At 72.0% G+C, this 18956-nt stretch carries 16 protein-coding genes, 1 tRNA gene and 1 other RNA gene; 7 read left to right on the top strand and 11 right to left on the bottom strand.

The features are described from left to right. Nucleotides 1–12: 12 nt before the first annotated feature. The 4 genes from OG490_RS17865 to OG490_RS17850 all read right to left on the bottom strand — a co-directional run bounded on the left by OG490_RS17865 (nucleotide 13) and on the right by OG490_RS17850 (nucleotide 3498). Nucleotides 13–1548 carry an alkaline phosphatase gene (locus OG490_RS17865; RefSeq protein WP_330297287.1) on the bottom strand — a complete coding sequence of 512 codons (1536 nt, stop codon included), beginning with the start codon at nucleotides 1546–1548 and terminating at the stop codon, nucleotides 13–15. A 129-nt stretch (nucleotides 1549–1677) separates the two neighbouring features. Next, nucleotides 1678–2277, bottom strand: a complete 600-nt coding sequence (locus OG490_RS17860; protein ID WP_330297286.1) for a disulfide bond formation protein B — start codon at nucleotides 2275–2277, stop codon at nucleotides 1678–1680. A 31-nt stretch (nucleotides 2278–2308) separates the two neighbouring features. Then, nucleotides 2309–2470: a hypothetical protein gene (locus OG490_RS17855; RefSeq protein WP_330297285.1), complete on the bottom strand. Its 162-nt coding sequence runs from the start codon at nucleotides 2468–2470 to the stop codon at nucleotides 2309–2311. 101 nt (nucleotides 2471–2571) lie between these two features. After that, nucleotides 2572–3498, bottom strand: coding sequence for a LysR family transcriptional regulator (locus tag OG490_RS17850; RefSeq protein WP_330297284.1), 927 nt, complete (start codon nucleotides 3496–3498; stop codon nucleotides 2572–2574). Nucleotides 3499–3569: 71 nt separating this feature from the next. Between OG490_RS17850 and OG490_RS17845 the strand changes: the two genes are divergently transcribed. Together OG490_RS17845 and cydB are read left to right on the top strand one after the other, a co-directional pair. After that, nucleotides 3570–5078, top strand: coding sequence for a cytochrome ubiquinol oxidase subunit I (locus OG490_RS17845; protein ID WP_330297283.1), 1509 nt, complete (start codon nucleotides 3570–3572; stop codon nucleotides 5076–5078). An 82-nt stretch (nucleotides 5079–5160) separates the two neighbouring features. Further along, nucleotides 5161–6174: a cytochrome d ubiquinol oxidase subunit II gene (gene cydB / locus OG490_RS17840; RefSeq protein WP_330297282.1), complete on the top strand. Its 1014-nt coding sequence runs from the start codon at nucleotides 5161–5163 to the stop codon at nucleotides 6172–6174. Here the strand turns inward: cydB and OG490_RS17835 are convergent. From OG490_RS17835 to OG490_RS17805, 7 genes are all read right to left on the bottom strand, one after another. Then, a complete protein-coding gene (locus tag OG490_RS17835) occupies nucleotides 6137–7252 on the bottom strand; it encodes a TDT family transporter (RefSeq protein ID WP_330297281.1) in 1116 nt (371 codons plus the stop codon). The genes cydB and OG490_RS17835 overlap by 38 nt on opposite strands. A 62-nt stretch (nucleotides 7253–7314) precedes the next feature. Then, entirely contained in the window at nucleotides 7315–7587 is a 273-nt protein-coding gene (locus OG490_RS17830) for a hypothetical protein (RefSeq protein WP_330297280.1), read from the bottom strand. A gap of 50 nt (nucleotides 7588–7637) precedes the next feature. Further along, nucleotides 7638–7904, bottom strand: coding sequence for a hypothetical protein (locus tag OG490_RS17825; protein ID WP_330297279.1), 267 nt, complete (start codon nucleotides 7902–7904; stop codon nucleotides 7638–7640). Nucleotides 7905–7997: 93 nt separating this feature from the next. Then, the gene (locus OG490_RS17820; protein ID WP_330297278.1) at nucleotides 7998–8186 is read right to left on the bottom strand and encodes a hypothetical protein; all 189 of its coding nucleotides are present in this window, start codon (nucleotides 8184–8186) and stop codon (nucleotides 7998–8000) included. Nucleotides 8187–8191: 5 nt separating this feature from the next. Next, complete coding sequence (locus OG490_RS17815) at nucleotides 8192–8767, bottom strand: DUF5994 family protein (RefSeq protein WP_330297277.1); 576 nt, start codon at nucleotides 8765–8767, stop codon at nucleotides 8192–8194. A gap of 202 nt (nucleotides 8768–8969) precedes the next feature. Continuing rightward, the gene (locus OG490_RS17810; RefSeq protein ID WP_330297276.1) at nucleotides 8970–11081 is read right to left on the bottom strand and encodes an MMPL family transporter; all 2112 of its coding nucleotides are present in this window, start codon (nucleotides 11079–11081) and stop codon (nucleotides 8970–8972) included. Nucleotides 11082–11266: 185 nt separating this feature from the next. Further along, nucleotides 11267–11354: transfer RNA gene (locus OG490_RS17805), tRNA-Ser, on the bottom strand. Between the two features lie 173 nt (nucleotides 11355–11527). Between OG490_RS17805 and ffs the strand changes: the two genes are divergently transcribed. The 5 genes from ffs (at nucleotide 11528) to OG490_RS17780 (ending at nucleotide 18872) form a co-directional block, all read left to right on the top strand. Continuing rightward, an RNA gene (gene ffs, locus OG490_RS17800) (signal recognition particle sRNA small type) lies at nucleotides 11528–11626 on the top strand. A 157-nt stretch (nucleotides 11627–11783) separates the two neighbouring features. Then, the gene (locus OG490_RS17795; protein ID WP_330297275.1) at nucleotides 11784–13967 is read left to right on the top strand and encodes a DNA polymerase III subunit gamma and tau; all 2184 of its coding nucleotides are present in this window, start codon (nucleotides 11784–11786) and stop codon (nucleotides 13965–13967) included. 58 nt (nucleotides 13968–14025) lie between these two features. Continuing rightward, entirely contained in the window at nucleotides 14026–15279 is a 1254-nt protein-coding gene (gene purD, locus OG490_RS17790; protein WP_330297274.1) for a phosphoribosylamine--glycine ligase, read from the top strand. Between the two features lie 320 nt (nucleotides 15280–15599). Continuing rightward, on the top strand, nucleotides 15600–17207 hold the full coding sequence (locus OG490_RS17785; protein WP_330297273.1) for a hypothetical protein: 1608 nt from the start codon (nucleotides 15600–15602) through the stop codon (nucleotides 17205–17207). A gap of 186 nt (nucleotides 17208–17393) precedes the next feature. After that, nucleotides 17394–18872, top strand: a complete 1479-nt coding sequence (locus OG490_RS17780) for a N,N-dimethylformamidase beta subunit family domain-containing protein (RefSeq protein WP_330297272.1) — start codon at nucleotides 17394–17396, stop codon at nucleotides 18870–18872. Nucleotides 18873–18956 lie beyond the last annotated feature (84 nt).

Below are 18956 nucleotides of genomic sequence, written 5' to 3'. Positions count from 1 at the left end.
GGTGGGGCAGGGTCAGTGGGCGGAGCGGCCGAACAGCGAGCGGTACATCTTGCCGTACAGCTCGGTGTTGTTCTGGCTCGCGGCGAAAGCGTTTCCGCCCGGACCGTAGGCGTAGATCGGGACGTCGGCACCGGTGTGGTTGCCGGACAGGTAGGTCAGCCAGAGGCTGGCGTCCGCGCTGCCGTCCTTGACGCCGGGGGCGTCGTCGGGGGTACGGAAGGTGGCCGGGGCGAAGTTCTTCGCGTCGGCGGAACCCGCACCGTTGACGATGCCGCTGGAGCGGACCGGGTCCTTCGCGCCGGAGGTCGGGCGCGAGGGGGTGCTGTTGTTCGCCGTGTTGCCCGCGTCGGTGTTGGCGGGCGGCGCGACGGCCTCGGAGTTGGTGTAGGTGCCGTGCTCGATGATGTTGAAGCCGGCGCACTCGTGGTCGGCCGTGACGATCACGAGGGTGTGACCGTCCTTCTTCGCGAAGTCCGTGGCCGCCTTGACCGCGTCGTCGAACGCCTTGACCTCACCGAGCGTCTGCGCGGCGTCGTTGGCGTGCGAGCGCTTGTCGATCTGGGCGCCCTCGATCTGGAGGAAGAAGCCCTTGTTCTTCTTGTTGCGGTCCTGCTGCTTGCGGTCGGTCAGCAGCGAGATCGACTTCTTGGCCATCTCGGCCAGCGTCGGCTCCTGCTTCTGCACGGCGTCCGCGGGCAGACCGGCCTTGGCCTGCTCGACGGTCAGGTTGCCGCGGTTGAAGAGGCCGATGACCTTCTTGCCGTTGGCCTTGTCCAGGTCCGTCTTGGTGGCGACCTTCTGGCTGGCGGCGCTCTGGGCGGGCAGGGCGGCGTCGCCGAAGCTGCCGAGCACCTGGTAGCCCTGGGCCTGGAGGGCCTTCTGGTCGTCCGGCTCGAAGCGGGCGAGGCCGCCGCCGAAGATCACGTCGGCGGTGCCGTTGCGGGCGATCTGCTCGGCGATCGGGGTGATCAGCGTCTTGTCCGCGGGCGCGGCCTCGTACGTACCGTCCTCCTTCTTGGGGAGGCAGGCGGCGTCGGAGTAGACCGGGCCCTGGCAGCCGCGCAGCAGCGCGTGGCTGACCTGGGCCGCCGGGGTGGCGTCGGTGATCTCGGCGGTGGAGACGTTGCCCGTGGCGAAGCCGGCCGCGTGGGCCTGCTCCATCAGCGTGGCGACCTTCTTCTCGTACGAGTCGACACCGAGGGCCGCGTTGTACGTCTTGACGCCCGAGGCCCACGCGGTGGCGGAGCTGGCCGAGTCGGTGACCAGCGAGGGCTTGTCGGTGCCCTTCTCGACGGCGTACGTGGCGACGGCGCCGTAGTTGGGCAGCTTCTCCATGTTCAGCTTGCCGGCGGCACCGTAGAACCGCTCGCGGGCGGCCGTGACGTGCGTGCGGCCCATGCCGTCACCGAGCAGGTAGATGACGTTGCGGATCTCGCCATGCCCCTGGTCGCTGTACTGGGGGGCGGAGTTGGCGCTGACGGCGGTACCGGCGGCCACGGCACAGGTGATGGCCAGGACGGTCAGTGTCTTCACAGATCTGCGGCGCATGTGTGGGAGATCCCCCTCGGGTGGTACGACTCGGGCAAACCGAAGGTAGGAGCGGGGCATGAACACGACCCCCCTAACCAGTGGAGTGCAGTCGAACACCCAGAGGCCTGCACCGGGCCGTTTGCGGTTTCAGAGGCCGAGGTCGGTGAAGAACTGGTAGCTGGTGGGGTCGCCGGGCATCTGCCAGTGGAAGCCCTGGAGGAAGAAGCAGGCGACCAGGTTGCTGGCTGCGAAGACGAAGAGCACGGCCAGGGTGACGGCGCCGGCCCTGCGCAGCGCGGGCGAGGCGAGGCCTGCGTCCAGGGGTTCGGCCACGGGGGTCAGGAACAGGGCGGCCGCGGCGGCCAGCGCGGCGGCGAGGAAGGTGATCAGGGCCCAGGTGTAGAGGTGCAGGCCGAACAGGGCGCCGGCGTAGCCGGGGTCCGGGGGCACGATGTGCATCAGGACCTGTGCGGCGGAGACGGTGCTGCCGATCAGGGCGGCTCCGATGGCCCAGCCCCAGCCCGAGGCCCACTCCCCGGTGGTCACCGGCCCCTTGCGGGACCGGGCGATGATCCAGGCCGGGCCGAGGGCGCTGAGCAGGAAGAACATCCGCTGGAGCAGGCACATGGGGCAGGGGTACTCCCACAGCCCGAACTGGAAGAAGTAGGCGCCGGCCAGGGTGCCGCAGAGGCCGATGACGTAGGCGTGGGCGAACCACAGCCCCAGTCGGTTCGAGGTCTTACTCATGGTGAGGTCTCCTCCTCCTGAACGCGGTGGCTCAGAGGGCGATGTGGAAGGTGTGGGTGATGACGTGGGGGAGGAAGGCGATCGTGGTGACGATCAGGGTTCCCGTCCACAGCAGCATTCGGGACCGGCCCGGCCGGTCGCGGAGCACCGTCATGACGCACAAGAAGATGAGGAGGAAGAGGAGGGTGTACATGGTGTCCCAGCTTCATCGGGGGGATCTTTTCTTGACTCCACCCTCCGCCCGGGAGTTCCGTGCCGGTAGCGGCAACGGATCGATGCATCCATAGAGCCGTTCTATGACCCCGCGGCCACCGCCACCGGGCGCCGCGCGATGGCGTACAGGTCCCGGGCCGGTCCGGCGGGCCGCTGCCCGGCGGGCCACACGGCGCGCAGGGACCGCGCCATGTCGAGACCGGTCACCGTGGTGGTCCTCAGGCTGCCCGAGGCGAGCTCGGCGGAGACGGCGAGCGAGCTGAGGACCGCCGGACCGACACCGGCGGCCGCGGCGTTCTTGATGGCCGTGGTGGAGGAGAGCTCCATCAGCGGTGCGGGCTGCCAGCCGGGGACGCGGGCCGCGACGGCCCGTTCGAAGGAGGTACGGGTCCCCGAGCCGGACTCGCGCTGGATCAGCGGGGTCGCGGCCAGCTCCTCCAGGCTGATGTCGGTGCGCCGCGCCCAGGGGTGGCGGGGCGCGAAGACCACGACGAGGCGGTCCCTGGCCACGAGCCGGCTCTCCAGCCCCTTGGGCGCCCGCGGGCTCTCGATGAAGCCGATGCCGGCCCGCCCTTCCAGGACGGCCCGGGCCACCGTGGCCGAGTTCCCCGGCTCCAGGGTGAGCGTGGTTCCCGGAGTGGAAGTGCGCAGTGCCACCAGCCACTTGGGGAAGAGGTACTCCGCGACGGTCTGGCTGGCGGCCACGTGCAGACGGGAGTCGCGCTGTTCGCGCAGGGTGTCGATGCCCGCGCCGAGCTGCCGGGCCGCCTCGACCACCGGGCCGGCCCACTCGGCGATCAGCGCGCCCGCCGGAGTGGGCCTGGAGCCCAGCGTGGAACGCTCCAGGACCGGCAGGCCGACCAGCTTCTCCAGGTAGCGGATGCGGGAGCTGGCCGACGGCTGGCTGATCCCGTGCGCCTCGGCGGCCCTCCCCAGGCTGCCCAGTTCGATGACGCTGAGCAGCAGGTCCAGGGCCGGGAGATCGGGGACGCGAGGGGGGAGGGGCATAGAGCCAGTCTATGGATGCATCGATCCGTTGCCGCTACCGCGCGGGCGTGGCCCGGCCCGAATGTGGACGCATGAGCACTTTGGCCCTGGCGCCGGAGACCGTGGCCCGCTGGCAGTTCGGCATCACCACCGTCTACCACTTCCTCTTCGTCCCCCTGACGATCTCCCTCGCCGCGATCACCGCAGGCCTGGAGACGGCCTGGGTCCGCACCGGCAAGGAGAAGTACCTCCACGCGACGAAGTTCTGGGGAAAGCTCTTCCTGATCAACATCGCGCTGGGTGTGGTCACCGGCATCGTGCAGGAGTTCCAGTTCGGCATGAACTGGTCCGACTACTCGCGCTTCGTGGGCGATGTCTTCGGGGCGCCGCTGGCCTTCGAGGCGCTGATCGCCTTCTTCCTGGAGTCCACCTTCATCGGGCTGTGGATCTTCGGCTGGGACAAGCTGCCGAAGAAGGTCCACTGCGCCTGCATCTGGCTGGTGTCCCTCGGGACCGTGCTGTCCTCGTACTTCATCCTGGCGGCCAACTCCTGGATGCAGCACCCGGTCGGCTACGCCGTGGACGGCACTGGCGGGAAGGCGCGGCTCACCGACATCTGGGCCGTGCTGACCCAGCACACCACCCTCGTCCAGGCCGGGCACACCCTCTCCGCCTCCTTCCTGACCGGCGGGGCGTTCGTCGTCGGCATCGCCTCCCTCCACCTGTGGCGCGGCCGCCGCACACCGGGCCGGCGGACGGCCGTGATGCGCGCCTCGCTGCGCGTCGGCCTCGCCGTCGCGGCGGTCGCCGGGCTCGCCACCGCCGTCAGCGGCGACAGCCTCGGACAGGTCATGTTCGAGCAGCAGCCGATGAAGATGGCCGCCGCGGAGGCGCTCTGGGACACCAGCGCGCCCGCGCCCTTCTCGGTCTTCGCGGTCGGTGACGTGAGCGAGGGCCGCAACGACGTCGCCATCGAGGTCCCCGGCCTCCTCTCCTTCCTGGCGCACCACGACTTCACCGGATCGGTGCCGGGCATCAACGACACCGCCCGCCAGGAGGCCGCGCTCCACGGAGGCCGGCCCGAGGACTACGTCCCGAGCATCTTCATGACCTTCTGGGCCTTCCGGCTCATGATCGGCTTCGGGATGGTCTCCTTCGCCGGCGCGGTCGCCGGGCTGTGGCTGACCCGGACGAAGCGGTGGCTCGACCCGCGCCTGCGGACCGGCGAGGAGGAGCCCCCGCGGCTGATGGTCACCGCCCGGCGCGAGCTCGGCCCCTTCCTGACCCGGTGGGTGTGGCGGGCCGGAGTCCTCACCCTGGGCTTCCCGCTGATCGCGAACTCCTTCGGCTGGATCTTCACCGAGATGGGCCGCCAACCCTGGGCGGTCTACGGCCTGCTCAAGACCGCCGACGCGGTCTCGCCCGGCGTCTCCACGGCCTCGGCCGCCGTCTCCCTCTCCGTCTTCACCCTGCTCTACGCGGCCCTCGCGGTCGTCGAAGTCCGGCTGATGATCCGCTTCGCCGGGGCCGGGCCGCAGCTCGAGGACGGAGCACCGGATTCGGCTGAGCCCGCCGACCGCCCCGTGACCTTCGCCTACTGACCTGCGCCCACTGACCTCCGCCTGCCGCCCCCGCCCACTGACACCGTGCGCGCACCCGCCTACGTACGAGGGACGACTCCCCATGCAACTCCACGACGTCTGGTTCGTGCTGATCGCCTTCCTGTGGACGGGCTACTTCTTCCTCGAAGGCTTCGACTTCGGCATCGGCGTCCTCACCCGGATCCTCGCCCGCGACGCCGAGGAGCGCGGGGTGCTGCTCGCGACCATCGGCCCGGTCTGGGACGGCAACGAGGTCTGGATGCTCACCGCCGTCGGCGCGACCTTCGCCGCCTTCCCCGACTGGTACGCCGCCCTGTGCAGCGGCTTCTACCTGCCGCTGCTCGCCCTCCTGGTCTGCCTGATCGTGCGCGGAGTCGCCCTCGAATACCGGGCCAAGCGGGCCGACGTGCGCTGGCGCCGCACCTGCGACCGGTGCGTCCTGTGGACCTCTGTGGGATGCGCGTACCTGTGGGGCCTCGTCTTCGCGAACATGGTGCGCGGCGTGCCCATCGGCCCGGACGGGAACTTCACGGGCACCGCCCTGGACCTCCTGCACCCGTACGCGCTGCTGGGCGGCTGCGTCACCCTGTGCCTCTTCACCCTCCACGGGGCGCTCTTCGCCGCGCTCAAGACCACCGGCGCCATCCGCCGCCGCGCCCGCGACCTGGCCCGCAGACTGACCACCCCCACCGTCGTGGCCATGCTGCTCTTCGTCTTCTGGACCCAGATCCACCGCCCGGCGATCCCCGCCTTCATCGTGCTGACGGTGGCCGTCGCCGCCCTGTTCCTCGTGGCGGAGATGACCGAGAAGGCCCGGGAGGGCTGGGCGTTCGCGCTGTCGGGGCTGACGGTGGCGGCCCTGGTCGCGGGGCTCTTCCTCGACCTGTTCCCCGAGGTCATGCCCTCCTCGACCGACCCCGCCTGGAGCCTGACCGTCCAGGGCGCGGCCTCCTCCCCCTACACGCTCACCATCCTGACCTGGGTCGCGGCGTTCGGGGCTCCCGTCGTCATCGCCTACCAGGCGTGGACCTACTGGGTGTTCCGCCGGCGGATCGGCGTCACCCGGCGGCCGGAGCGGGCCGCAGCGCACCGGTGAACAGCCCGCGCAGGGTCAGGGATCCGGCCACCAGCCAGGCCGCCAGCAGGAACGCGTACAGGGCGAGCGCGAGCCAGCGGTAGAGGTCCAGGCCGGTGTGGCGGGCCAGGCCCTCCGCTCCGGTGACGCAGGTGCCCACCGGGAAGGTCAGGGCCCACCAGGTCATCGAGAAGCGCATGCCGCGGCGCCGGGCGTGGACGAGCACGGCGCCCGCGAAGGCGAACCAGAGCAGCGCGAACCCCATCACCGGAACCCCGTAGATCACCGCGAGCATCCGGAAGCCGTCGGTATAAGGGGCCCGGACCACCCCTGGCGCCGCGTCGGCGAACTTGTTCACCGCGGTCGTGGACTGGCCCAGCGGGCCGAGTACGAGGAACAGCGTCGGCGTCAGTGCGAGCGGCAGTCGGGGACCGATGACCAGCCGTGAGAAGACCGCGGGCAGCAGCACGAAGGTCGCCAGCAGGCTCAGCCCGAACATCCCGTAGCAGCCGAGCAGCAGCGCCTCCTGCCACTGACCGGGGGGCAGGTGGGGGATCAGGAGCGGACCGAGGGCCGCCGAAACCATCGGCGCGACGATCGGGAGCAGCCAGACGGGTGACGCGCTGCCGGGTTTGATCTGGTGCCGCTCCACCATCAGATACGGGATCGCGACGGCGGCGAGCAGTCCGACGGCCGTCCCCGCGAGGAACAGCACCGTGTCCACCACGACGGCCGGCCCGGCGCCGATCCAGTCCTTGCCCACCAGCATCGCGCCTCCGCCGACGGCGAGCAGCGCCATCGAGAGGCAGCCGTAGAACGGAGCCACGGCCGGGTCGAGCAGGTGGGCCCTGGCCTGGTCGTGGTGGAACGCCCAGTGCACGGCGCGGGCGCACAGCAGTACCGCCAGCATGACCGCGGACAGGACCCACACCAGCAGACACCCGGTGCGCAGTCCGGGTACGTCCACCGGCAGGGCCACCCCGGCGTTGGCGACGATGGCCGTACCCATCACGGCGGCGTACCAGTTGGGGCCGAGGTGGCGGACGAAGGGCTCCCGGGCGGACGGGGCGCCGTCCGGGACGGAGACGGGGGCTGCCATGCCCACACGGTGTCCCGGGACGGCGACCCCCGCCACCCGGGACGACGCAGGCCCTGCCCGATTCAGCCGTGCTCCTCCTCCTCGGACTCCATGCGCCGGATTCCTTCGTGCGTGAGGGTGACCATCGCGGGGGTGTTGCCCGGTTCCCAGTCGACGACGATCAGGCCGTCGCCCGCCAGATAGGTGCAGGCGGCGGCCAGGTCCTGTTCCGGTACGTGGAGGTCGCGTCGCAGCTGTGCTCCGGTGATGCCGAGGAGGCGGTTGCCTTCGACGGCTTCGTACAGGACCCGGAGCACCTGTTCGCGGTAGGTCTTGCGGTCGCGCAGTGTGGCCATGACCGCGTCCTTTCATGTGTGGTGGGTGGGCTCCAGGGCCCGGGGGACGCTCAGGTCTCGTCGGAGTGGGCGCCGGCGCCGACGGGGGTCCGGCTGGCGGCCAGCCAGGAGCGGGCGGGGCCGGCGGGTGTTGCCGTGTCCACGGTGAGGTGGAGGCGGGTGTCGCCGTCGAGGCCGGGATAGCTGCGCTGTTCCGCGCCGGCGAAGCAGTGGCGAAGCACCTCCGCGACCGCTCGGGCGGCTTCGGGTGTGTGCGCGACGATCCGCACCTCGGCGTGCCCGGGCGACGGCAGTGTCTGGGTCTCGATGTACTTCACGTGGGCGTGTTTCCTTCGGGTCGGGCCAGGAACCGGCGGGTGGGGGCGCCGTGGCGCCCCGTCCGCTGCCCCCGGTCGGAGGAGGTCTCTTCCTCACCGGCCGGCATCTGCGTGGTGGGCTCGACGACTGGTGTCGTCCGGCAGACCGGGAGGTCTCGGCAGGGGGTCGCTGAAGTGGTAGGCCGCGATCCGCGCGTCGTGCTGCGCGTTGAGCAGGTGGATCAGGCGCGCTCCGATGCCGGTCACGAGGATCATCACCGCGATGAGGACGATGGTCTCCACGGAGCTCACCTCCAGCCGTTCCCGGGCAGCGGGAGGTCGCGCCGGTCCATCGGACTCCCGAAGGGGGACATGCAGGCCCCGCCTTCGCTCTCCCAGCCGGATTCCTGGCGCAGGGCGTCGCGGATGCCGCGCCCGATGGCGGCTTCGTTGGCCATCAGGACGCTCGCGGTGAGGACGCTGCCGGGGATCGCGGCGGCGGCCATGAGCCGGGCCGCGGCGGCGGGTTCGGTCTCGGGCGGGATGACGAGGAGGTCCCAGCGGCCGACGGTGTAGGAGAGCAGGATCAGCTTGTCGGGGTCCTGTTCGGTGAACCAGGCCACGTGCAGCGTCCGCCCGTCCGCGGGCACCGTGTGCGGTACGGCGGGCCAGCGGACGGGGTTCACGGTGACGCGCGTGATGCGCCCCCAGGGTTCCTCCAGGGCCGCGGCGAGCGGAGGGAGTTCGGCTTCGAGGTCGCGGGAGCGGGGCCACCAGGCCCCGTCCAACTGGCCGGCGAGCACGGTCTTCGGCGTGAGGGACAAACGGGCCGGAAGCTCTGTGGCGAGATCGCGGGGCGCGGTCCGATCGAGGGCGGTGATCATGATGTGGACCTGCCCCCGGACTGCCCGTCGGCAGCCCGGTTTTTAGGCGATCGCCAGGAATGACACCCGCGTGAAAGCCGGTGCGCGAAGTACTCCCGGTGCTTTCACTGTACGCCTGATCGGTGGACTCTGACCGGCGTGACCAGGCATTTTCCGGTGGGCGGTGGAGCGGGCGGCGGGAGTGTCGCGAAACGACGGCGGGTCACCTGCCGCTGAGCGCCGGTTCGAGGTCGGGCCGGCCCGTCGGCGGCTGGGCGGCTTCGTGCTGCCGGAACAGTCTGCTCGGCCACCACATCCACCGGCCCACGTCCAGGGTCAGCGCGGTGACCAGCACCGAGCGGACGATCAGGGTGTCCAGCAGCACCCCGAACGCCACCGCGAACCCGAGCTCGGCCGCGAACACCAGCGGCAGCGAGGCCATCGCCGCGAAGGTGCCGGCCAGCACCAGACCCGCCGAGGTGATCACGCCGCCGGTGGTGGACAGCCCCGTCAGCGCGCCGCGCCGGGTGCCGTGCAGCAGCGCCACTTCGCGCACCCGGGTGACCAGGAAGATGTTGTAGTCGATGCCGAGCGCGACCAGGAACACGAAGGTCAGGAGCGGGAAGGAGGCCTCCTCCCCGGCGAAGTGGAACACGTGGTGGAACACCAGGCCGCTCACGCCCAGGGCCGCTCCGAACGACAGCACCACCGTCGCCATGAGCAACAGCGGAGCGACGACCGCCCGCAGCAGCAGAGCGAGGACGAGGAGCACCACCACCAGCACGATGGGGATGATCACCTCGGAGTCGCGGGCGGCGGCCTCCTGCGTGTCCAGCATGATCGCCGTGCTGCCGCCGACCTGGGCATCCGCACCCTGGATCCCGTGGACCGCCGTCCTGACCCGCTCGACGGTGCGTAGCGCGTCCTTGCCGCTGGGGTCGTCCTCGAGTTCCCCGAGCATGATGGCCTCGCCGTCCTCGACCACCGGCGCCGAGACGCCGACGACCCCCGGTACGCCGGACAGCGCGGCCTCGACCCGCTCCGCCGAAGCGGCCCCGGCCACGACGACGACGGGGTCGCCCGATCCGGCCGGGAAGTGCTCGGACTGGATCTTCTCGCCCACGGCCGTCTGCGGCGTGCTGGTGAACTGGTCCTTGTTGGAAAGCCCGTCGGCCTTGAGCCCGAGCATCCCGATCGCCATGATCCCGAGGACGAGCGAGGTGCCGATCCAGACGATCCGCGGACGCCGGGAGACGGCGGTGCCGACCCGGTCCCAGACGCCCGCCCTTGTCTCCTCCGCAGATCCGTACGCCGGCCTCACCGGCCAGAAGATCCAGCGGCCGCAGACGACCAGCAGGGCCGGCATCAGCGTGACCATGGCGAGCAGCCCGACGAGGATGCCGACGGCACAGGCCGGCCCGAGCCCCTGGGTGGAGCTGAGGGTGGCCAGCATCAGCAGCGTCAGGCTGACCGCGACGGTCGCGGCGCTGGCGACGATCGCGGGACCGGAGCGGTACAGGGCCTCCGCCATCGCCCCGTGCCGGTCCTCGTGGCGCAGCAGCTCTTCCCGGTAGCGCGAGATGAGCAGGAGCGCGTAGTCGGTGGCGGCGCCGAACACCAATACCGTCAGGATGAAGCTGGTCTGCTTGTTGACGACGAGTCCGGCGTTCTTCGCCAGCAGGTAGATCACCGCCTCCGAGGTGGCCAGGGCGACGCCCACGGTCAGCAGGGGCAGCAGCGGCAGCAGCGGGCTGCGGTAGGTGAGCAGCAGCATCACGACGACCACCAGCGCGGTGATCGTCGTCAGGGCGCCCCCTCCGCTGAACGCCTTGATCGAGTCGGACGCGTGCCCGGCCGGCCCGGTGACGTGGAAGCCGAGGCCGTCGGCGTTCTCCTTGCCGACCTCGGTCATCGCGTCGACGGTCTTGCCGATCCCCGCCCAGCCCGTCTTGTCCTTGCGGACCTGGACCACGGTCTGGACGGCCTTGCCGTCCTCGGCCTTCAGCGGCCCCTGCGGCTGCCCCGCGACGTTGTCCATGCCCGTGAAGGCCTCGGCGTCGGCTCGGGCCTCGGCCATGTCGGCAGGGGTGATACCCCCGGGCCGGTCGTAGATCACGATCGCGGGCACGGTGTCGGCGCGCTGGAAGTTCTCTGCCCGGGCGACGACCTCGGTCGACTCGGCGTCACCGGGCAGCCAGGCCGAGTTGTCGTTCTGCTCGACGTCGCCGAGCCGGCCGGCCAGCATCAGGACCGGGACGAGCAGGGCCGCCCAGAGCGCGAGGACGACCCATTTCCCCACTCGTCCACCGGGCAACGAAGCCAGTTTTCGCATCATGTCGGGTTCTCCCGTCGCGGATGGATTCCGCACTACGAGCGATTCAGGCCCCCGGATTGTGAGGTCCGGCCCCCGGAATGTGACCCACGCCTCATCGGCGGACCCTGACGGCAGCCGAGACGGGGAACGCAAAGAGCCCCACCGCAAGCGGTGGGGCTCTTCAACGTATTGCCCGGTGAGAGCAATGGCGGAGGATACGAGATTCGAACTCGTGAGGGGTTGCCCCCAACACGCTTTCCAAGCGTGCGCCCTAGGCCACTAGGCGAATCCTCCGCGGCAAACAATACAAGACGTTGAGGGGTGCTCGCGAACGTGATCGTTCCGGAGGGGTCCGGGAGGGAGCCGGGAGCGGAGCGGGGGGAGTCCGGGAGGGTCCGCGGAGGGGGGCGGAAGGGTGGGTGGAAGGAGTCGGCTCGATTCCGGGGCCGTCCATCCGCTAGGGTGGGGTCAGCCCCTCACGTGGCGCTATCTCACCCAACTCCCCCAGGGCCGGAAGGCAGCAAGGGTAAGTGGGCTCTGGTGGGTGCGTGGGGGGCGCTTTGCGTTCCGGGGCGGGTGCGGAAGTCCGGTGCGGATCCCCGGCGGAAGCCGGTGAAGACCCTCGGCGGAAGCCGGTGTGAACCCCCGGCAGGAGTCCGTGGTGACAGGCCGGTCCGGGTCGGCGGGCCGCTGTTGTCGGCGGGCCCGGATAACCTCGTAGACGTGTCGTCCCTTGCGCTGTACCGCCGCTATCGCCCCGAGTCGTTCGCCGAGGTCATCGGGCAGGAGCATGTCACTGCCCCGCTGATGCAGGCCCTGCGGAACAACCGGGTCAATCACGCGTACCTGTTCAGCGGTCCGCGAGGCTGTGGCAAGACCACCAGCGCGCGCATCCTGGCACGGTGCCTCAACTGTGAGCAGGGCCCCACGCCCACCCCCTGCGGGGAGTGCCAGTCCTGCAAGGACCTCGCGCGCAACGGGCCGGGCTCCATCGACGTCATCGAGATCGACGCGGCCTCGCACGGTGGTGTGGACGACGCCCGTGACCTGCGCGAGAAGGCCTTCTTCGGGCCCGCCTCCAGCCGGTACAAGATCTACATCATCGATGAGGCGCACATGGTCACCTCGGCGGGCTTCAACGCCCTGCTGAAGGTGGTCGAGGAGCCGCCGGAGCACCTCAAGTTCATCTTCGCGACCACCGAGCCCGAGAAGGTCATCGGGACCATCCGGTCCAGGACGCACCACTATCCGTTCCGGCTCGTGCCGCCCGGCACCCTGCGGGACTACCTCGGCGAGGTCTGCGGCCGCGAGGGCGCGCACGTCGAGGACGGGGTGCTGCCGCTCGTCGTGCGGGCCGGAGCAGGCTCCGTGCGCGACTCCATGTCCGTCATGGACCAGCTGCTGGCCGGCGCCGCCGACCAGGGCGTGACGTACGCCATGGCCACCTCGCTCCTCGGATACACGGACGCCTCCCTGCTGGACTCGGTGGTGGACGCCTTCGCCGCCGGAGACGGGGCCGCCGCCTTCGAGATCGTCGACCGGGTGGTGGAGGGCGGCAACGACCCCCGCCGGTTCGTCGCCGACCTGCTGGAGCGGCTGCGCGACCTGGTGATCCTGGCCGCCGTGCCCGACGCCGGGGAGAAGGGGCTCATCGACGCCCCGGCCGACGTCGTCGAGCGGATGACGGCCCAGGCCTCCGTGTTCGGGGCCGCCGAGCTGTCCCGCGCCGCCGATCTGGTCAACACCGGGCTCACCGAGATGCGCGGCGCCACCTCGCCGCGGCTCCAGCTGGAGCTGATCTGCGCCCGGGTGCTGCTGCCCGCCGCCTTCGACGACGAGCGCTCCTTCCAGGCCCGGCTCGACCGGCTCGAGCGCAGCGGGGTGGCCCCGGCCGCCGCCTCCTTCGCCCCCGCGCCCGCCATGGGCTACGTACCCGGCCCCGAGGCGCACGCCATGGCCCCGGCCGTGCCCGCGCCGGTACGGGCCCCCGCTCCCGTCCAGCAGGCTCCCGTCCAGCAGGCCCCCGCTCCGGTCCAGGCTCCGGCCCCGGTGGCTCCCGCGGAGCCCGCGGCCGCCGCTGTGGCGCCGCCCGCCGCCGCGCCCGGTGCGTGGCCCGGGGCCGCGCAGCCCGGTGGCGGAGCGCCCGGCGCCTGGCCGGGAGCCGCCGCCCCGGCGGCCGCTCCGGCCGCTCCGGCCGCGGGTTCCTGGCCCAGCGCCTCCGCACCGGGAGCAGCGGCGCCCGCGCCCGCTCCGGTCGCCCTCCAGGCCGCCGCGCCCGCGCCGGCCGCCGCCCAGGCTTCGCCCGGCATGGCCGCCGGTGCCGGGCAGGTCCACGCGATGTGGCCGGCCGTCCTGGACGCCGTCAAGAACCGCCGCCGCTTCACCTGGATCCTGCTCAGCCAGAACGCCCAGGTCGCAGGCTTCGACGGCACCACGCTCCAGCTCGGCTTCCCCAATGCCGGAGCCCGCGACAACTTCGCGAGCAGCGGCAGCGAGGACGTGCTCAAGGCGGTCCTCTCGGAGCAGTTCCAGGTCAACTGGAAGATCGAGGCCGTGCTCGGCGGGGGCAACCAGCCCATCGCGCCCGTCTCCGCGTCCTCCTACGGGGCTCCGCCCGCGCCCGCCTACAACCCGCCGGCCCAGGCCCAGCAGTCACCCCAACAGCAGCAGTCGCAGCAGCAGTCACCTCAGCAGCCGCCGCCGCAGCAGTCCCAGCCGCAGCAGTCGTACCAGCAGCAGCCCCCGCAGCAGCAGGCCCCCGCGTACCAGGGGCCCCCGCCGGTCGCGCCCGAGGACGACGTACCGGAGGACGACGATCCGGACCTGGTCGACTCCGCACTGACCGGGCACGAGCTGATCGTGCGCGAGCTCGGAGCCACCGTTGTAGAGGAATATACGAACGAGTAGCCGTCTCATTGGGTGGCCGCACGAAAGGGAATCCGGAGCGCGGGCTACCCTTCATGCCGTGAAGGTCCTCGTCATCGGCGGCGGCGCCCGCGAACATGCCCTGTGCCGCTCTCTGTCCCTCGATCCCGACGTCAACGCGCTGTACTGCGCTCCAGGAAACGCCGGCATCGCCGAGGTGGCCGAGCTCCGCCCCGTCGATGCCCTCGACGGCGAAGCCGTCGCCCGCCTCGCCACCGAGCTCCGCGCCGACCTGGTCGTCGTCGGCCCGGAGGCCCCGCTCGTCGCCGGCGTCGCCGACGCCGTCCGCGCGGTCGGCATCCCCGTCTTCGGCCCGTCCGGCGAGGCGGCCCAGCTGGAAGGCTCCAAGGCCTTCGCCAAGGACGTGATGGCCGCGGCCGGCGTCCCGACGGCACGCAGCTACGTATGCACCACCCCGGAAGAGGTGGACGCGGCCCTCGACGCCTTCGGCGCCCCGTACGTGGTCAAGGACGACGGGCTCGCCGCCGGCAAGGGCGTCGTCGTCACCGACGACCGGGCCGCCGCCCGCGCGCACGCGCTCGGCTGCGACCGCGTGGTCATCGAGGAGTTCCTCGACGGCCCCGAGGTCTCCCTCTTCGCCATCACCGACGGCGTCACCGTGCTGCCGCTCCAGCCCGCGCAGGACTTCAAGCGCGCGCTCGACGGGGACGCGGGCCCCAACACCGGCGGCATGGGCGCGTACTCCCCGCTCCCCTGGGCCGGCCCGAAGCTGGTCGACGAGGTCATGGCCTCCGTCCTCCAGCCCACGGTGGACGAGCTGCGCCACCGCGGCACCCCCTTCTCCGGGCTGCTCTACGCGGGCCTGGCGATCACCTCGCGCGGTGTGCGGGTCATCGAGTTCAACGCCCGTTTCGGCGACCCCGAGACCCAGGTGGTCCTGGCCCGGCTGCAGACCCCGCTCGCGGGCGTGCTGCTGAACTCCGCCAACGGCACCCTGCACGAGCTGCCCCCGCTCAGCTGGCGCGAGGACGCGGCCGTCACCGTAGTCATCGCCTCCCACAACTACCCGGAGACCCCGCGCACCGGGGACCCCATCGAGGGCCTGGCCGAGGTGGCCGAGCTCGACGCCCCGCACGCCTACGTGCTGCACGCCGGGACCCGGCGCGAGGGCGACGCGGTCGTCAGCGCGGGCGGTCGCGTCCTGTCGGTGACGGCGACCGGCTCAGATCTCGCGCAGGCGCGGACCAGGGCGTATAAGGCCGTCGAGCGGATCAAGCTCGACGGTTCGCAGTACCGCACGGACATCGCGGCCAAGGCGGCCGAAGGCCGCTGAACACCCCCTGAACGCCGCTGACCAGCGGGATTTAACGGACGCGGGCCCGGAACGCACTCGGTGCGGCCGGGCCCGCGCGCGTGTTCGCGTGCGAGTGCATCCAGCTGCGTTCGAACGCACCCACCTTTACCCAAAGCCATTCCATCGGGTGATCGTCCGCCGGTCTGCCTGACGGCCGCGCCCGCCCCAACTATGGTGCGGCGCAAGCATTCCGGCTCTCATTCCGGCACTTGGCCCACCGGCATTGCGATGTCAGTGGCGGGTGTCACAGTGGGGGAGTGAGCAAAGCCGCCGCAGGGCAGAGGGGGTGAGGTCCGGCCGTGTCCGGGACAGGTTCGATCGCTGAAGTGGGCACGCCGTCCGCGCGTTCCCGAGCCCTGGCAGTGCTGCGCGTGCGCAGCAGGGCCCTGGCCGTCGGGATGCTGCCCGCCGCCCTCGCGGTGGTGCTGGTGGCCGCCCGGATGACGGGCCGGCTCCTCGGCGACCCCTGGCCCGCGGTGACCCTCGCCGTGTGCGCGGTCGCCGCCCTCGTGCTCCTCGTCGGCGGGACCTTCGCCGCCGTCGTCCTGCGGGCGAGCCCCGCCGTGACCCCGACCGTGCCCCTGTCGGAGGCCTCCGCCCCCGATCTCTACCGGCTCGTGCGGGACCTGGCGGAGCGCATGGACGTCCCGGTGCCCTCCGCGATAGCCCTTACGCCCGACTGCGACAGCTGGCTCGAGGACCGGACCCACCCGGCCCACCGCCGTGCCCGCATGCGCATACCGGGTGCGGCCGCCGGCTCCCCCGGAGCCGGATCCTGTCCCCCGGAATCCGAGCCGGGCGCCGCCCCCGTGCTGGTGATCGGCTCCCCCTTCCTGTGGTGGATGCGCGTCGCGGAGCTGCGGGCCGTGCTCGCGCCCGTCGTCGCCGGTACGGGCCCCTCCGCGCACCCGGACATAGCCGACGCGCGCGGATTCGTACGGGGCCTCGACGCCGCGGTGGACGTGGGCAACAGGCGCTTCCTCGGCTGGATCGCCGCCCCCGCCCGGCTGCTGCTGCGGCTGTGCCGGGTCGACGCCGCCGAGATGGAGCGCGGGGTCGCCGCCGCCGCCTCCGACCGTGCACAGGGTGTGGACTACGGGCTGCGCATCGTCGCCCAGGAACAGGTCGGCCTGGCCTACGCCGGCTGGGACCGGCTGCTGACCCGGGTCGCGCTGCCCGCCTGGCGGATGGGCCGCTGGCCCGCACACCTCGACGCCGGGGTCGTCTCCGCACTGACCGAGCTGTCCCGGCGCGACCGGCTGGCCGACGGATTCACCTCGAGGCTGGGCGAGCGCCCGGCGTGCGATCTGCTGGAGCAGCCCGGGGCTGTGGACGAGGCCGCCTCGCTGCTGGCCGCGCGGCTCTTCCACGGCGGCCCCGCCGAGGCCGGACCGGACTGGTCGCCGGTGGACTGGGCGGCGTATCCGGAGGAGGTCGTCGACCGCAAGTGGCGTACGGAGGCGGGGCGGCTGCTGGCCGCACTGGACGCGCTGTCCGCGCCCGCCGCCTCCACGGTGGAGCGGGTGCTGTCCTTCCTCGCGGACACCGCCGACGGAGAAGCGCTGGCCGGGCGGCTCAGCGGGGACCTGGCGCGGGAGGCCGTACCGGCCGCCGCCGCGCGGGGCGCCGACACCGTGCCGCTGTTCCCCCTGGAGGCCCCGCGCAGCGGCCGGGACCTGCTGACGGACCACGTGGTGGCGCTGGTGTGCTGCGCCGCGGTGGACTCCGCCGGGGCCGCGCCCGGGCTGGACTGGCTGGACGGTCCGGTCCTGCTGGTCGGCGGCGTGCGGCGGGCCGACCTCGCGCCGCGGGTGCTGTCGCTGGTGGAGGACGGGGACTCCGAGCCCCTGCGGGACTGGCTCGCGGAAGTGGGCGTACGCCCCGAGAAGCCGGTCCGGCTCGTCTAGTGCCCCTGGCACCCCTGGCGTCCCGGCGGAAGCACTAACCGGCTCAGGAGTACGGCCACTTCGCGGGGTCTGATGTGCCGCCGACCAACGGCTGAACTTTTCGCGACGAACGGTGACGGACTGAGTGCGTTATGTGATGTGCTGGGACCGGTCCAGGCGTTCGGGGGAGCGAGGGAGGGGAGCGGTATGGGTGCGGAGCAGATCCGGCGTTGGGAGTCAGGTGCGCTCGCGCACGCGGTGACCGATCCCTTCGGGCAGGGACCGCTGCCGTGGTTCCGCGGGAGCGAGCTGTACTACGACGACAACGGGCAGGTCGTGCCCTGGTACGTCGACCCGGCCGTGGCCGCCGGACAGATCCCCCGGGCCCGGAGCAACGGCGGTCCCCGCACCGCCGACGACGTGCACCGGCAGATCAAAGGTTTCGCCTCCACCGGAGCCGTCGCCCCCGGCGAGGCCATCGATTTCCACATCACCGTGGACCCGCCCCAGCAGTTCTCCGTCGACGTCTACCGCATCGGCCACTACGGCGGCGACGGCGCCTCCAAGATCACCACCAGCCCCCGGCTCTCCGGCATCGTCCAGCCCGCCCCCCTCACCGCCGACCGCACCGTCTCCTGCCACCACTGGTGGCTCTCCTGGCGGCTCCAGGTCCCCTCCTACTGGAGCGTCGGGGCGTACGTGGCCGTGCTGACGACCGCCGACGGCTACCGGTCGCACATCCCGTTCACCGTGCGCGACGACCACCCGGCCGATCTGCTGCTCCTGCTCCCCGACATCACCTGGCAGGCCTACAACCTCTACCCGGAGGACGGCCGGACCGGGGCGAGCCTCTACCACGCCTGGGACGAGGAGGGCCGGCTGCTCGGCGAGCGCGACGCCGCCATCACCGTCTCCTTCGACCGGCCCTACGCCGGCGCCGGCCTGCCCCTCCACGTAGGCCACGCCTACGACTTCATCCGCTGGGCCGAGCGCTACGGCTACGACCTCGCCTACGCCGACGCCCGCGATCTGCACGCCGGCCGCGTCGACCCCACCCGCTACCGCGGCCTGGTCTTCCCGGGCCACGACGAGTACTGGTCCGCCCCCATGCGCCGCACCGTCGAGCGCGCCCGCGACCACGGCACCTCGCTCGTCTTCCTCTCCGCCAACACCATGTACTGGCAGGTGGAGCTCTCCCCCTCGCCCTCGGGCATCGACGACCGGCTCCTGACCTGCCGAAAACGCCGCGGCCCCGGCCGCCCCAGCCTCTGGCGCGAAGTCGACCGCCCGGAGCAGCAGTTGCTCGGCATCCAGTACGCGGGACGGGTCCCCGAGCCCGCGCCCCTCGTCGTGCGCAATGCCACGCACTGGCTCTGGGACTCCACCGGCGCCGCCGAGAACGACGAGCTGCCGGGCCTGGTCGCGGGCGAGGCCGACCGCTACTTCCCGCGCACGCAGCTCCCCGAGCACCAGAGCCGGATCCTGCTCGCGCACTCCCCGTACGAGGACGGCGAAGGCCACCTCCGCCACCAGGAGACCTCGCTCTACCGGTCTCCCAGCGGCGCGCTCGTCTTCGCGTCGGGCACCTTCGCCTGGTCTCCGGCGCTCGACCGCCCCGGGCACGTGGACGAGCGGGTGCAGCGGGCCACCGCCAACCTCCTCGACCGGATCTGCAAGCGGGACTGACCGGGGGACGGGCCGGGGGACTGATCGGACCCGTTGTCCGGGGAGTCGGACCGGTGCGGGAGAATGGGCCGCGCGCTCGTACAG

This window comes from Streptomyces sp. NBC_00503 (assembly GCF_036346895.1).
Lineage (GTDB): Bacteria > Actinomycetota > Actinomycetes > Streptomycetales > Streptomycetaceae > Streptomyces.
Note: the sequence above shows the minus strand (reverse complement) of the source record. Positions and strands in the feature narration are given on the sequence as shown.